At 63.0% G+C, this 14446-nt stretch carries 12 protein-coding genes; 9 read left to right on the forward strand and 3 right to left on the reverse strand.

Going from position 1 to position 14446, the window contains the following annotated elements; genetic code table 11:
* The first annotated feature begins 172 nt into the window (after positions 1–172).
* From PMM47T1_RS17965 to PMM47T1_RS17985, 5 genes are all read left to right on the forward strand, one after another.
* Positions 173–859 carry an ABC transporter permease gene (locus PMM47T1_RS17965; protein ID WP_177323391.1) on the forward strand — a complete coding sequence of 229 codons (687 nt, stop codon included), beginning with the start codon at positions 173–175 and terminating at the stop codon, positions 857–859.
* Between the two features lie 14 nt (positions 860–873).
* The gene (locus PMM47T1_RS17970; RefSeq protein WP_043301236.1) at positions 874–1788 is read left to right on the forward strand and encodes a glycine betaine ABC transporter substrate-binding protein; all 915 of its coding nucleotides are present in this window, start codon (positions 874–876) and stop codon (positions 1786–1788) included.
* Complete coding sequence (locus PMM47T1_RS17975) at positions 1785–2438, forward strand: ABC transporter permease (protein WP_008371506.1); 654 nt, start codon at positions 1785–1787, stop codon at positions 2436–2438. Before PMM47T1_RS17970 ends, PMM47T1_RS17975 begins: the two co-directional genes overlap by 4 nt.
* Positions 2435–3601, forward strand: a complete 1167-nt coding sequence (locus PMM47T1_RS17980) for an osmoprotectant ABC transporter ATP-binding protein OsmV (RefSeq protein WP_008371507.1) — start codon at positions 2435–2437, stop codon at positions 3599–3601. Before PMM47T1_RS17975 ends, PMM47T1_RS17980 begins: the two co-directional genes overlap by 4 nt.
* Positions 3602–3996: 395 nt before the next feature.
* On the forward strand, positions 3997–5160 hold the full coding sequence (locus PMM47T1_RS17985; protein WP_008371508.1) for a type III PLP-dependent enzyme: 1164 nt from the start codon (positions 3997–3999) through the stop codon (positions 5158–5160).
* Positions 5161–5204: 44 nt separating this feature from the next.
* Here PMM47T1_RS17985 and PMM47T1_RS17990 read toward each other — a convergent pair whose 3' ends face one another.
* Together PMM47T1_RS17990 and PMM47T1_RS17995 are read right to left on the reverse strand one after the other, a co-directional pair.
* Positions 5205–5951: a tetratricopeptide repeat protein gene (locus tag PMM47T1_RS17990; RefSeq protein ID WP_008371509.1), complete on the reverse strand. Its 747-nt coding sequence runs from the start codon at positions 5949–5951 to the stop codon at positions 5205–5207.
* 1 nt (position 5952) lies between these two features.
* Positions 5953–6633: a Fe2+-dependent dioxygenase gene (locus PMM47T1_RS17995; RefSeq protein WP_008371510.1), complete on the reverse strand. Its 681-nt coding sequence runs from the start codon at positions 6631–6633 to the stop codon at positions 5953–5955.
* A 208-nt stretch (positions 6634–6841) separates the two neighbouring features.
* On the opposite strand from PMM47T1_RS17995, the gene PMM47T1_RS18000 reads away from it, so the two are divergent.
* The 4 genes from PMM47T1_RS18000 to PMM47T1_RS30395 all read left to right on the forward strand — a co-directional run bounded on the left by PMM47T1_RS18000 (position 6842) and on the right by PMM47T1_RS30395 (position 12667).
* A complete protein-coding gene (locus PMM47T1_RS18000; RefSeq protein WP_008371511.1) occupies positions 6842–9145 on the forward strand; it encodes a TonB-dependent receptor in 2304 nt (767 codons plus the stop codon).
* A 126-nt stretch (positions 9146–9271) separates the two neighbouring features.
* Positions 9272–11653 carry a PepSY domain-containing protein gene (locus tag PMM47T1_RS18005; RefSeq protein ID WP_008371512.1) on the forward strand — a complete coding sequence of 794 codons (2382 nt, stop codon included), beginning with the start codon at positions 9272–9274 and terminating at the stop codon, positions 11651–11653.
* 419 nt (positions 11654–12072) lie between these two features.
* Positions 12073–12462 carry a hypothetical protein gene (locus tag PMM47T1_RS18010; RefSeq protein WP_008371513.1) on the forward strand — a complete coding sequence of 130 codons (390 nt, stop codon included), beginning with the start codon at positions 12073–12075 and terminating at the stop codon, positions 12460–12462.
* Between the two features lie 91 nt (positions 12463–12553).
* Complete coding sequence (locus PMM47T1_RS30395) at positions 12554–12667, forward strand: toxin ChpB (protein WP_008371514.1); 114 nt, start codon at positions 12554–12556, stop codon at positions 12665–12667.
* A gap of 36 nt (positions 12668–12703) precedes the next feature.
* Here the strand turns inward: PMM47T1_RS30395 and PMM47T1_RS18020 are convergent, their stop codons facing one another.
* The gene (locus tag PMM47T1_RS18020) at positions 12704–14437 is read right to left on the reverse strand and encodes a PTS fructose-like transporter subunit IIB (RefSeq protein ID WP_008371515.1); all 1734 of its coding nucleotides are present in this window, start codon (positions 14435–14437) and stop codon (positions 12704–12706) included.
* Positions 14438–14446: the final 9 nt, after the last annotated feature.

The raw sequence follows: 14446 nt of genomic DNA on the forward strand, positions 1-14446 counted from the left end.
CCTGACGAGGCTGCGCTTATGGCGCGCATCGACACTGTTTTCATCGCTGTCTGCGCGCTGCTTCTCGCGAACCCACCGTTGACCGCCAGGAATGGCCGGTCGCCACACACGGTGCGTACGCCGACTGAAATAAAGGAGTCCGCCTGTGGCTATTCGCTATGGCAAAGGGCTGATGGGATGTGCGGCAGTCGTCGTCATCCTGGCCCTGCTGGTCCACTGGATCGGCATCAGCACTATCGAGCAGTACCGTGAAGATTTACTGTTTTACCTGCAAGCGCATTTGATACTGGTCGTGGCCTCAATGGCGGCGGCATTGGTGGTGGGGATCCCCGCAGGCATTGCCCTGAGCCGACCGAACATGGTTGGCCGCGCCGAACGCTTCATGCAGATCTTCAACATCGGTAACACCGTCCCCCCCTTGGCCGTACTGGCCATCGCCCTAGGCATACTTGGCATCGGCAGCGGCCCGGCCATTTTCGCCCTGTTTCTCGCGTCATTGTTGCCCATTGTGCGCAACACCTACGAAGGCCTGAAAAACGTTCAGGGCTCACTCAAGGAAGCCGCCGTCGGCATCGGCATGACACCGCGCCAGGTGCTCTTTCAAGTCGAACTGCCCAACGCCGTACCCATCATCATCGGTGGCGTGCGCGTGGCCCTGGCCATCAACGTGGGTACCGCCCCGCTGTCGTTCCTGATCGGCGCCAACAGCCTGGGCAGCCTGATATTCCCTGGCATTGCCTTGAACAACCAGCCGCAACTGCTGCTGGGTGCTGCCTGCACCGCCCTGCTGGCCTTGCTGCTCGACGGCATGGTGTCCATGGCCAGCCGCCTGTGGCTGGAACGCGGTCTGACTCGCTGAGCGAAGGATTCTTCATGAAAGTATCAAGCATGCTGCTGGGCCTGGCCCTGCTGTGCGCGGGCGCTGCCCACGCTGCCGAGAAACCGGTGATCCGCCTGGGCGCCCGGGTGTTCACCGAACAGTCGGTGCTGGCCGCCATCACCGCGCAATACCTCAACACCAAAGGCTACAACGTGCAGGTCACCAGTGGCCTGGGCAGTAACCTGGCGCGCAGTGCCCAGGAAACCAACCAACTGGACATGGTGTGGGAATACACCGGTGTGTCGCTGGTGTCCTACAACCACGTCACCGAGAAACTCGACAGCGCCGCGACGTACCAGCGGGTCAAGGAACTGGACGCCAAAAAGGGCCTGGTGTGGCTGACCCCCTCGAAATTCAGCAACACCTATGCCCTGGCCCTGCCGGAGAAAATCGCCAAGGCTTACCCACAGGTCAACACCATCACCCAGCTCAACCAGGTGCTGATGAGTGAGCCCGACAAAGGCCACGTGCTGGCGCTGGACACCGAGTTCGCCAACCGTTCCGACGGCCTGGTGGGCCTTACCCAGACCTACGACCTGAAGTTCACCCGCCGCGACATCCGCCAGATGGACGCGGGCCTTGTGTACACCGCCCTGCGCAACGGCCAGGTATTCACAGGCCTGGTGTACACCACCGACGGCCGCCTGAATGCCTTCCACCTCAAGCTGCTGGCAGACGACAAGCACTATTTCCCGGACTACACCGCAGCGCCCGTAGTGCGTAAGGACTTTCTCGACAAGCACCCGGACCTGGCCGCAGACCTCAAGCCCCTGGCCGAACTGCTGGACGATGAAACCATGCGCCAGCTCAACGCCAAGGTCGACGTCCAGCACCTGAGCCCGAACGCCGTGGCTACAGAGTTCCTGCGTGATCACCCGGTTCCTGCCGCCGCGAAGGAGCAACCATGAATTTTATCGACACCTTTTCACACCTGGACTGGGCACAGGTCATCCACCTGACCGGCCAGCACATTGCCCTGGTGGGCGTGGCCGTAAGCCTGGCGATTCTGGTGGGCGTGCCCCTGGGCATCGTCATGACCCGCTTTCCGTCCGCCGCCGGCGTGATGCAGGCCAGCGCCACAGTACTGCTGACCATTCCGTCGATTGCCCTGTTCGGCCTGCTGCTGCCGTTCTATTCCAAGTTCGGCCAGGGTCTGGGGCCGCTGCCGGCCATCACGGCGGTGTTCCTGTACTCGTTGCTGCCCATCATGCGCAACACCTACCTGGCCCTGACCGGCGTGGAACCGGGCATCCGCGAAGCCGCGCGCGGCATCGGCATGACCTTCGGCCAGCGTCTGCGCATGGTCGAGCTGCCCATCGCCGTACCGGTGATTCTGGCCGGCGTGCGCACCGCCGTGGTCATGAACATCGGTGTCATGACCATCGCCGCCACCATCGGTGCCGGTGGCCTGGGCGTACTTATCCTCACTTCTATCAGCCGCAGCGATATGTCGATGCTTATCGTCGGCGCCGTGCTGGTGAGTGTGCTGGCGATCATCGCCGACCTCGCCCTGCAATGGCTGCAACGCGCCCTGACTCCAAAAGGATTACTCAAATGATCGAACTTCAGAACCTGACCAAGACTTTCACCAGCAACGGCAAAGACGTAAAGGCCGTGGATTCCGTGAGCCTCACCGTCAACGAAGGTGAGATCTGCGTGTTTCTGGGGCCATCGGGCTGCGGCAAGAGCACCACACTGAAAATGATCAACCGCCTGATCATGCCTACCTCGGGCAAGGTACTGATCAACGGTGAAGACACCACGGGCCTGGACGAAGTGACCCTGCGCCGCAACATCGGCTATGTGATCCAGCAGATCGGCCTGTTCCCGAACATGACCATCGAGGAAAACATCACCGTGGTGCCGCGCCTGCTGGGCTGGGACAAGCACAAATGCCACGAGCGTGCCCGCGAGCTGATGAGCATGATCAAGCTGGAGCCCAAGCAGTACTTGCACCGCTACCCGCGCGAACTGTCGGGCGGCCAGCAACAGCGCATCGGCGTGATCCGCGCCCTGGCGGCCGACGCGCCGCTGCTGCTGATGGACGAACCGTTCGGCGCGGTCGACCCGATCAACCGCGAGATGATCCAGAACGAGTTCTTCGAAATGCAGCGTGCGCTGAACAAGACCGTGATCATGGTCAGCCACGACATTGACGAGGCCATCAAGCTGGGCGACAAGATCGCCATCTTCCGCGCCGGCAAACTGCTGCAGATCGACCACCCGGACACCCTGCTGGCCCATCCGGTGGACGACTTCGTCAGCAACTTCGTGGGCCAGGACAGCACCCTCAAGCGCCTGCTGCTGGTGAAAGCCGAAGATGCCGCCGACAACGCCCCGTCCGTCAGCCCGCAAACCCCGGTGGCCGACGCCCTGGAGCTGATGGACGAGCACGACCGCCGCTACGTGGTGATGACCGACGCGCAGAACAAAGCCATGGGCTACGTGCGCCGCCGCGACTTGCACCGCCAGCAGGGCACCTGCCAGGACTACCTGCGCCCGTTCAACGCCACCGCCGCCTACGACGAGCACCTGCGCATCCTGCTGTCGCGCATGTACGAGTTCAACCGCGCGTGGTTGCCGGTGCTCAATGCAGAGAATGTGTTTTTGGGTGAGGTGACCCAGGAGTCCATCGCCGCGTACCTGAGCTCCGGCCGTTCGCGCGGCATGAAGACCAATATCGTCTCGCCTGCCGAGCTTGTGGAGCAGGCCACCGCCTGATGGGCCTTTGTGGGAGCGGGCAGAGCCCGCTGCCACATAGACCGCACCCGCCAGGGGAACATCAGCCTGTCATGCAGGTCGGTTAATAAGGGTGTACCCAAGGCTCAGCGACGAACGCGTGTCAAAACGCGACATTTTTTGTTGATCTTGAGCCCCTCACGTCCTAAAGTTCGCGCCGACCGTCCATGCTGGAAACGATCCATCCGGCTCAAGTACTGACGACGAGACAGCAGGCCATGGGCAAGCAGCTTTGCTATGGCCTTTTTGCTTTCGGCGACATGCCTTGGGAAGTAGGCGAACCAAAGTGGGGATACGGAGGGCGGTCAAGAGAGGTGTGCACCGGGTGCCACCTTCACCCATGAATATTTTTACGTTTGCCAGCAGGAGTCCCCAGCATGTCGATCCAGGTCGAAGACTATTTCGCGCGCGAAACCTTTCAGAAAATGAAGGCGTTCGCCGACAAGCAAGAAACCCCTTTCGTGCTCATCGACACCCAGATGATCAGCCAGGCCTACGATGACCTGCGCGCCGGTTTCGAATTCGCCAAGGTCTACTACGCCGTGAAGGCCAACCCAGCCGTCGAAATCATCGACCTGCTGCGTGACAAGGGCTCGAACTTCGACATCGCCTCCATCTACGAGCTGGACAAGGTGATGAACCAGGGCGTTGGCCCTGAGCGCATCAGCTACGGCAACACCATCAAGAAAGCCAAGGACATCCGCTACTTCTACGAGAAGGGCGTGCGCCTGTTCGCCACCGACTCCGAAGCCGACCTGCGCAACATCGCCAAGGCAGCGCCCGGTTCGAAAGTCTACGTGCGTATCCTCACGGAAGGCTCCACCACTGCCGACTGGCCTCTGTCGCGCAAGTTCGGCTGCCAGACCGACATGGCCATGGACCTGCTGATCCTGGCTCGTGACCTGGGCCTGGTGCCGCACGGTATCTCCTTCCACGTGGGTTCGCAGCAGCGCGACATCAGCGTGTGGGATGCCGCCATCGCCAAGGTGAAGGTGATCTTCGAACGCCTGAAGGAAGAAGACGGTATCCACCTGAAGCTGATCAACATGGGTGGCGGCTTCCCGGCCAACTACATCACCCGTACCAACAGCCTGGAAACCTACGCTGAAGAAATCATCCGCTTCCTGAAGGAAGACTTCGGCGACGACCTGCCGGAAATCATCCTGGAGCCGGGCCGTTCGCTGATCGCCAACGCCGGTATCCTGGTGAGCGAGGTGGTACTGGTTGCTCGCAAGTCGCGCACCGCCGTCGAGCGCTGGGTATACACCGACGTGGGCAAATTCAGCGGCCTGATCGAAACCATGGACGAAGCCATCAAGTTCCCGATCTGGACCGAGAAGAAAGGCGAGGTTGAAGAAGTGGTCATCGCCGGCCCTACCTGCGACAGCGCCGACATCATGTACGAGAACTACAAGTACGGCCTGCCCCTGAACCTGGCCATCGGTGACCGCCTGTACTGGCTGTCCACCGGCGCCTACACCACCAGCTACAGCGCCGTGGAATTCAACGGCTTCCCGCCGCTGAAGTCGTTCTACATCTAATAAGCCGCAGCAATGAAAAACCGGGCGATGTCCGGTTTCCGCTCCTACAGCGTTTGCGCCTTGGCCGCATATTGTGCGGCCATCGCGCGGATGCGGGGGTCGGTCGCCTGCAACAGCGCCGGCCCGCTCACCCGCAGGAAATTCAGGTTGCCGCCGTCCAGCGCCACCTGCAGCCAATGCAACGCCTCGTCCACCCTGCCCGCCTCCGCCAGCACCGCCGCATGGCTGAACTGGCCGCGAAAATCTCCCGCCTGCGCCGAGCGCCGGTACCAGTCATGGCCTTGGGCCGCGTCGACCTCGCAGGCCATGCCGTTTTCCAGGTAGCGCCCCAGCAAGTTCATGGACTTGGCATGCCCCATGTCCGCCGCGCGCCGATAGCAGGCCAGCGCCAGTTCATGATCCAGTGGCACGCCGCGGCCAGTGCCCAACAGGTTGGCGTAGTTGTACAAGCCCCAATCCAGCCCCGCGGCGGCCGCTTCTCGATAATGCACCGCCGCCTGCTCAACGTCCTGGGGGCCACCCCAGCCGTGTTCATGGCAGCGTCCCAGCATGTTGCGCGCCATGGGGTGCCCGCCATCGGCGGCAATGCCGAACCAGGTGCGCGCCAGCGACGGGTCGCGCTCGATACCCTGGCCGTCTAGCAGGATCTGCCCCAGCAACGCCTGGGCATCGGCCAACCCCGCACCGGCGGCGGTGAGGATGGCCTGGGCGGCACTCGCCGGGTTGTCCTTGAGCAGGGCGCTCAGGCGCTCGGCGTCGAGGATTTCCTCGCGGCGCAGCTCGAAGCCCATGTCAGACGTCCACCCAGCGGCGCAAGAGGTTGTGGTAAGTGCCGGTCAAGCGCACCAGCGAGGGGTGGTCGGGTACATCCTGGCTCAGGCCCTGGATGGCGCCGTCCATCTCGAACAGCAGCGCGCGCTGGCTGTCTTCGCGCACCAGGCTCTGGGTCCAGAAGAACGAGGCGTAGCGAGCGCCACGGGTCACGGCGTTGACCTTGTGCAGGCTGGTGCCGGGGTACAGCACCAGGTCGCCTGCCGGCAGCTTCACGCGCTGAGTGCCGAAGGTGTCCTGAATTTCCAGCTCGCCGCCGTCGTATTCGTCCGGGTTGCTGAAGAACAGCGTCGACGACAGGTCGGTGCGCACCCGTTCCGGGTTGCCGCGTGCCTGGCGTACCGCATTGTCGATGTGGAAGTCGAAGTTGCCACCGGCCGTGTAACAGTTCAGCAACGGCGGGAATACCTTGTGCGGTAACGCCGCCGACATGAACAGCGGGTTTTTCCACAGGCGCTCCAGCATCGCCGCGCCTATTTCCACTGCCAGCGGGTGGCCTTCGGGCAATTGCAGGTTGTGCTTGGCCTTGGCCGACTGATGCCCGGCGGTGACCTTACCGTCGGCCCAGTCGGCACCTTCCAGGGCCTGACGAATGCGGCTCACTTCGTCTGCGGAGAAGATTCCGGGGATGTGCAACAGCATGGCAAAGGCACCTGCGGGCGAAAAGATGCCAATGATATTGATTCTTATTGACTCTGTACAACCCTGTGACGTTCGAAAGTGTAAAAACCGTAAGGCAAAAGTGTAAAGAACGTAAATTCAGTGCAGATAGCACCTTGTCGCAATTGATACCAAATTTCATTTACCCTACATTCCGCCGCCTCGAACTCCTTGGGGAAGGCCAAAAACAATGTCACGCCAACACGTTTACGTTCCTGCCAGCTCGCCACGCCTGCTGGTTTCCGCCATCGGCATGGCCCTGGGCGCCGCCTCGGTGGCCCAGTTCGCTCAGGCTGCCGAAGACACCGATGCCAAGCAGGCCGGTGCCATTTCGCTAGGCGCCACCAGCATTACCGGTGAGGCGCAGGAGCCTTCCTACCAGGTCGAGAAATCGGCATCGAGCAAATACACTGCACCGCTCACCGACACGCCACGCTCGGTCACCGTCATCTCGCAACAGGTCATCAAGGACACTGCCGCCACCTCGCTGCAGGATGCCCTGCGTACGGTGCCCGGCATCACCTTCGGTGCCGGTGAAGGCGGCAACCCGCAAGGCGACCGCCCGTTCATCCGCGGCTTCGACGCCCAAAGCGATACCTACCTGGACGGCGTGCGCGACACCGGCGCCCAGACCCGGGAAATCTTCGACATCGAATCGGTGGAAGTCAGCAAAGGCCCGAACTCGGCGTTCGGCGGCCGCGGCTCGGCCGGCGGCAGCATCAACCTGATCAGCAAGCTGCCCAAGGACCACGACTTCATCGACGGCGGCTTCACCTATGGCTCCGACCAGACTCGCCGCTACACCCTGGACGTGAACCGCAAGTTCCTCGACACCGCCGCTTTCCGTCTGAACCTGATGAGCCACGAGCAGAATGTGTCTGGCCGTGACTCGGTGAACTATGACCGTTGGGGCGTGGCACCGTCGGTGACCTTCGGCCTGGGCACCGAGAACCGCCTGAACCTCAGCTACTACCACGTGGAAAGCAACGACCTGCCGGACTCGGGCATTCCCTACGGCTACAGCTCCGCCGCCGCCACCGCCCACGTGCACGACAAGCCCACCGACGGCGGCGACAGCAACAACTTCTATGGCCTGAAAGACCGCGACTTCCGCAAGACCCGCGCCGACATCAGCACCCTTTCGTTCGAGCATGACTTCAGCGACACCATGACCCTGAAGAACACCCTGCGCCACGGCAACACCGGCCAGGACTACGTCCTCACCCAGCCGGACGACAGCCAGAAGAACGTCAACAAATACGGCACCGTATGGCGCCGAGCCAACGCCCGGGTCAGCACCACCGAGACCACCACCAACCAGACCGACCTGTTTGGCGAGTTCAACGTGCTGGGCTTCAAGAACAACTACTCCACCGGGGTTGAGTTCACCCGTGAAGTCAGCCATGTAACCGGCTACACCTTCGCCAACCCGGCCAACAGCAACCCCGGCGCCACCTCGCCAGGCGGCACCGGTTGCCAGCCAGGCGAAACCAACGGCGGCACCTGTACCTCGTTGAGCGACCCTAATCCGAACGACGACTACACCGGCACCATCACCCGCAACTACCTGGGCACCAAGACCACCGGCACCACCCGCGCGCTCTATGCTTTCGACACCATCGAGCTGGACCCGCAATGGCTGCTGAACCTGGGCGCGCGCTACGACAGTTTCGACACCAAGGCTGACAGCGACACCACCGGCAAGACCAAAAACAATTCCAACTTCTGGAACTGGCAAGCCGGCCTGGTATTCAAGCCCACCGACAACGGCAGCCTCTACGCCTCGTTCGCAACCTCGGCCACCCCGCCGGGTTCGATGCTCAACGAAGGTGTGGACAACAACTCGCTGCCTGCTGGCACCAGCGCCATCCAGAGTGACCTGGAACCGGAAACCACCAAGAACTACGAAGTGGGCACCAAATGGGACTTCCTTCAGGACCGCCTGTCGCTGACCGCTGACGTGTTTCGTACCGAGAAAGAAAACACCCACGTTCTGACCGCCACCAACACCTACGAAAACGCCGGTAAGACCCGCGTCGACGGTTTCGAGTTGTCTGCCACCGGCAAGCTCACCGCCAAGTGGCAAGTGTTCGCCGGCTACAGCTACCTGGACAGCGAAATTGTCAGCGGTGGCCTGGCCGGTCGCAGCGGCACCGTCACCGGCGGCGCCACCACCGACGGCAAAGAACTGCCCAACACACCCAAACACAGCGCCAGCCTGTGGACCACCTACCAGGTGGTGCCGAAGCTGACCATCGGCGGCGGTGCGTTCTATGTGGGTGAAGTGTGGGGCGACACCGCCAACACCGTGTACGTACCCTCCTACACCCGCTATGACGCCATGGCCGCGTACAAGCTGAGCAAGAACGTCGACTTCCAGCTCAACGTGCAAAACCTGACCGACAAGGTCTACTACGACAAGGCCTACGCCGCGCACTTCGCCAACCAGGCAGCCGGCCGCACCGTGTTGTTCAGCACCAACTTCCATTTCTAACCCGTAGAAGTGGCCCAGGCCCCGCTCACCCATTGAGCGGGGCTTTTGTGTTTGAGACTTATTCGCAACCAATGCGGCATACTACGCGCCGCGTTTCGCGCCACAGGTTTAGCAAGGTGATCTCAGGTGTTGAAGAAAACACTGTTCCAACTGCACTGGTTTTTCGGTATCACCGCAGGGCTGGTCCTGGCCCTGATGGGCGTGACCGGCGCGCTGGTGTCTTTTCAGGATGAAATACTGCAAGCCCTGAACCCCACCACCCTCAAGGTGCAGATGCAGGACAGCGGCGTGCTGCCGCCTGCGGCACTGGTGCCCAAGCTGGAAGCGGCCCAGGGTAAGTCCATCGCCGCCTTGTGGGTGGAAGCCGACACCGGCCTGGCATCACGTGTTTTCTTCACCCCGCCACCGGGCGAGCGCCGGGGCGAGCTGCGTTACTTCAATGCCTACAACGGCGAAATGCTGGGCGATGTGATCGGCGACGGCTTCTTCGGCTTCACCCTGCAACTGCACCGCTTCCTGGCCATGGGTGAAATCGGCAAGAACATCACCGGCGCCTGCACCTTGATACTGGTGTTTTTCTGCCTCTCGGGCCTGTACCTGCGCTGGCCGCGCCAAGCACTGAACTGGCGCGCCTGGCTCACGCTTGAATGGGCTAAGAAAGGCCGTGCCTTCAACTGGGACCTGCACGCCGTGGCCGGCACCTGGTGCCTGCTGTTCTACCTGCTGCTGTCGATCACGGGCCTGTGCTGGTCCTATGACTGGGTGCGCGAGGGCCTGACCTCACTGTTGACCGATGCCCCCAAGGCACACGAACAAGGCCAGCAGCGCGGCCGGGGCAAGCGCCCCATGCCGCCCAGTGGCCCGGTGGAAGTCAACTACGACGCAGTCTGGGACAGCATCCGCGACCAGGCCGGCCCTGAGCTTCGCGCCTACAACCTGCGCCTGGCACCGCAAGGCCAGCCGCTGACGGTGTTCTACCTGCTGAACGACGCACCCCATGATCGCGCCTACAACAGCCTGATCATCGAGCCGCTGTCGGGCAAGGTCCGCCACAGCGAACGCTTCGCCGACAAGGCCCTGGGCGGGCAGTTGCTGGACAGCGTCTACGCCCTGCACGTGGGCAGCTATTTCGGCCTGACCGGGCGTATCCTCAACACCGTGGCGGCCATGAGCATGCCGCTGTTCTTCATCACTGGCTGGTTGCTGTACCTGGACCGCCGCCGCAAGAAGCGCCAGGTGCGCGTGGCGCGCCAAGGCCTTGATGGCGGTGCGGCCCAAGGCAATGCCTGGTTGGTCGGCTTCGCCAGTCAGAGTGGTTTCGCCGAACAACTGGCGTGGCAAAGCGCCGGTCAGTTGCAGGCCGCCGGCCTTGCCGTGCGCGTGGAACCCCTGGCGCGCCTCACCGAACAGGACCTGCGCCAGGCCAGCCATGCGCTATTTGTGGTCAGCACCTTCGGCGACGGCGAAGCGCCAGACCACGCCCGCAGCTTCGAGCGCAAGGTACTCGGCCAAGCCTGGTCGCTGTCGCACCTGAACTACGCCGTGCTGGCCCTGGGCGACCGCCAGTACCAGCACTTCTGCGGCTTTGGCCAACGCCTGCACCACTGGTTGACCGAGCGCGGTGCACGCAGCGCGTTTGCCCCGGTGGAAGTCGATAGCGCCGATCCACTGCCCCTGCAACACTGGCAGGAACAACTGGGCCAGCTCACCGGCGCGCAGCCGATCATGGCCTGGCAGGCGCCGCTGTATGAAAACTGGACGCTGAGCGAACGGCGCCTGCTGAACCCCGGCAGCCAAGGCGCCCCGGTGTTCCTGCTGGGCCTGACGCCACCGGCGCCGCACAGCTGGGAAGCCGGCGACCTGGTTGAAATGATGCCGCGCCTGAGCACCGACGTGCCGCTGAGCACCCAGGCGCGTGAATACTCCATCGCCTCCCTGCCCGCCGACGGTCCACTGGAACTGATCGTGCGCCAGGAACGCCACCCTGATGGTAGCCTGGGCCTGGGCTCCGGCTGGCTCACTGAACATGCACCGCTGGGCGCGGCCATCAGGCTGCACGTGCGGCGCAACGCCGGCTTCCACGCGCCCAAGCCCGACGCGCCGGTTATCCTCATCGGTAACGGCACCGGCCTGGCCGGCCTGCGCAGCCTGCTCAAGGCGCGCATCGCCAAGGGCCAGGCGCGCAACTGGCTGATCTTCGGCGAACGCCACCTCGCCCACGACTTCCTGTGCCAGGACGAACTGCAAGGCTGGCTGGCCAATGGCAACCTGCAACGCCTGGACCTGGCCTTTTCGCGCGACCAGGCGAAGAAAATCTACGTCCAGGACCGCCTGCGCGAAAACGCCCGCGAGCTACGTGAATGGGTCGCCGACGGCGCGGTTATCTACGTGTGCGGCAGCCTGCAAGGCATGGCCGGCGGCGTGGACGCAGTGCTGCGCGAAGTACTGGGCAACGACACCGTGGACTCCCTCACCGAGCAGGCACGTTACCGCCGAGACGTTTATTGACCTGTAGCAGCGGCCGAAAGGCCGCGTCACACACCGAGTCTCAAGACGCAGCCTTTGGCTGCTGTACGAAACCTCTGTAGCCGATACCGTTGGCTGCAGCTATTCGTGCAGGGGCCTCGCAACGGTCGAGCCTGCGATATGCATCGGGATGTAGGGAGGGTGAAGCCAGCGGGTGGGAACGGCGAGGGTTTTCAAAGAGAACGCTTAACGGGACATCTCTCCACTTTGCATGGGTTGCTCATACAGATTCAAGGTATCACACCCCGTTTCAAGCCACAGGTAACAGCCAGTCGCGAAGGTCGGGCAGCGGTGCGCTGGCGTCGACGAAAAGCACGGGGTTTGAGGTACAGTTGCTGGCGCTGGGTATGAAGTCTGACTTCGATTCTCAAGGCCTTACAACCATGCAGGAGCAGGAAACAATGCAGGACACATTGATCGCAAAAGCCCGCCAGAGCGTCATCGACGTGCACGTACTGATCCAGCAGGTGCTCGGCAAGGACGGTGTCGCCATTCCCGAACTCATGAGCCGCTTCGCGCCCGAGTTCACCATGGTCACGCCCAAGGGCATGGAACTGACACGCCCCCAGACCGAGGTATTCTTCAACGCCAATATCGGCGCACGCGCAGGGCTGGACATTGTGCTGGAGGACTTTCGCACCGTGGCCGTGGACGGGCAGACCGTGACGTTGCGCTATACCGAGATCCAGCACCTGAACGGCCAGCGCGGGGCGCGGTTATCCGTGGCGGTGCTGCGGGTGACCGAGGCGGCGACGCTGTGGCTGTATTTGCAGGAGACGGCGTTGCCATAAGCCTAACGTTGCGAGTATCTGCCTACGCGGTTTTCAGAAGGCTCCCCCACCGCTGGCCGGCAGCGGTTGCGGCACACAGGGGGCAATACGGGTGAACCAGGTCCGCACGCTGGACCTGGATGCACGTGGGGCAAGGCGAATTGAAAAAGTGCCGCAGGCGATCATTGACGACGCCTTGGCGCGAATGCAGGCCATCGTTGAATAAGCCGCAGCCTGGCGGCCGCGGCTAGTTTCGGTTTGTTTAAGCCGGCTCGGCCGTCAGTTCCACCACTTCAGCCTTCTTGATCACCGCATACACCACTGCCGTGACCACCGCACCTGCGGTAATCGCCAGCAAATACAGCAACGCATGGTTGATGGCATTGGGGATCAGCATCACGAACAGCCCCCCATGGGGCGCCATCAGCTTGCAACCGAAGTACATGGACAACGCCCCGGTCAGCGCACCACCGGCGATGCTGGCCGGGATCACGCGCAGCGGGTCCTTGGCGGCGAACGGGATGGCGCCTTCAGAGATAAAGCACAGGCCCAGTACCAGCGCGGCCTTGCCGGCTTCGCGCTCGCTTTGGGCGAACTTGCGCCGAGCCAGGAAGGTGGCGATGCCCAGGCCAATGGGCGGCACCATGCCGGCCGCCATGGTGGCCGCCATCGGCGCGTAGCTTTGTGACGCCAGCAGGCCCACCGAGAACGCATACGCGGCCTTGTTGATCGGGCCGCCCAGGTCCACGCACATCATGCCGCCCAGCAGTACACCCAACAGGATCGCGTTGGTGGTGCCCATGCTGTCAAGGAAGTGGGTCAGGGCTTCGAGCATGCCGGCCACCGGCTTGCCCACCACGTAGATCATCACCAGGCCCGTGAACAGGCTGGCGAACAACGGAATGATCAGGATCGGCTTCAGCGCTTCCAGGCTGGTGGGCAGCCGCGCGTACCGGTTGATGGACTTGGCGGCGTAGCCGGCAATGAAGCCTGCGACAATGCCGCCAATGAAGCCCGCCCCCAGGGTGCTGGCCAGCAGGCCGCCGATCATGCCCGGCGCCAGGCCCGGCCGGTCGGCGATGGAATAGGCAATGTAGCCGGCCAGCAGCGGCACCATCAGTTTGAAGGCGCTGTCACCACCGATCTGCATCAGGGCAGCGGCCAGGGTGCCGGGCTCCTTGAACGCGGTGATGCCGAACACGAACGACAGGGCAATCATCAAGCCGCCCGCCACCACCATCGGCAGCATGTACGACACGCCCGTGAGCAGGTGTTTGTAGGCGCCGGTCTTTTCCTGTTTGGCCGGCGCTGTGCCCGCGTTGGCCGCCGCCTCAGGCTTGCCTTCGGCCAGCGCCTTGTCGAGGGTGGCCCTGGCTTGTTTCAAGGCAATGCCGGTGCCGCAACGGTAGATGCGCTTGCCGGCGAAACGCTCGGTGGCCACATCAATGTCAGCCGCCAACAACACCACGTCGGCGTCCTGGATGGCCAGGGCGCTGAGCGGGTTGCGCGCACCTACCGAGCCCTGTGTTTCAACTTGCAGGTCGTAGCCCATTTGCTTGGCGGCGGTCTGCAAGGCCTCAGCGGCCATAAAGGTATGCGCCACGCCCGTGGGGCAGGCGGTGATGGCAACGATGCGCGGGGCACGCTCACTAACGGCCGCGGGCACAGTGGTGGCCTGCGAAGGCTCATGTACACGCGCTTGCTCGGCGGCCTGGCGCAGAAAGCCTTCGGCATCCTGCAGGGCGGCGGCCGGGGTGCTCTGGAACAGGCGCTTGCCCACAAAGCGGCTGAGGTCGATGGGGCCGGTGTTCACCACCAGCACCCAGTCGGCCGCCTCGATGGCCGCTGGCGACAGGCGGTTTTCCGGACGTTGCGGGTCGTGCACTTCAACGCTGGTGCTCCAGCCCTGACGCTGCGCTACCGCATCAAGCAGGCGGGCACTGAGCACACTGGAAACGCGGCCGTTGGGGCAGGCCGTGACAATGGCAAGTTTCATCGCAATCCC

This window comes from Pseudomonas sp. M47T1 (assembly GCF_000263855.1).
GTDB lineage: Bacteria > Pseudomonadota > Gammaproteobacteria > Pseudomonadales > Pseudomonadaceae > Aquipseudomonas.

Bases quoted from the DNA above. Each gene is read 5' to 3' on its own strand.
- PMM47T1_RS18020 (WP_008371515.1), bottom strand. From the start codon at position 14,437: ATGAAACTTGCCATTGTCACGGCCTGCCCCAACGGCCGCGTTTCCAGT.
- PMM47T1_RS17990 (WP_008371509.1), bottom strand. From the start codon at position 5,951: ATGGGCTTCGAGCTGCGCCGCGAGGAAATCCTCGACGCCGAGCGCCTG.
- PMM47T1_RS18010 (WP_008371513.1), top strand. From the start codon at position 12,073: ATGCAGGACACATTGATCGCAAAAGCCCGCCAGAGCGTCATCGACGTG.
- PMM47T1_RS18000 (WP_008371511.1), top strand. From the start codon at position 6,842: ATGTCACGCCAACACGTTTACGTTCCTGCCAGCTCGCCACGCCTGCTG.
- PMM47T1_RS17985 (WP_008371508.1), top strand. From the start codon at position 3,997: ATGTCGATCCAGGTCGAAGACTATTTCGCGCGCGAAACCTTTCAGAAA.
- PMM47T1_RS17975 (WP_008371506.1), top strand. From the start codon at position 1,785: ATGAATTTTATCGACACCTTTTCACACCTGGACTGGGCACAGGTCATC.
- PMM47T1_RS17970 (WP_043301236.1), top strand. From the start codon at position 874: ATGAAAGTATCAAGCATGCTGCTGGGCCTGGCCCTGCTGTGCGCGGGC.
- PMM47T1_RS17965 (WP_177323391.1), top strand. From the start codon at position 173: ATGGGATGTGCGGCAGTCGTCGTCATCCTGGCCCTGCTGGTCCACTGG.
- PMM47T1_RS17980 (WP_008371507.1), top strand. From the start codon at position 2,435: ATGATCGAACTTCAGAACCTGACCAAGACTTTCACCAGCAACGGCAAA.
- PMM47T1_RS17995 (WP_008371510.1), bottom strand. From the start codon at position 6,633: ATGCTGTTGCACATCCCCGGAATCTTCTCCGCAGACGAAGTGAGCCGC.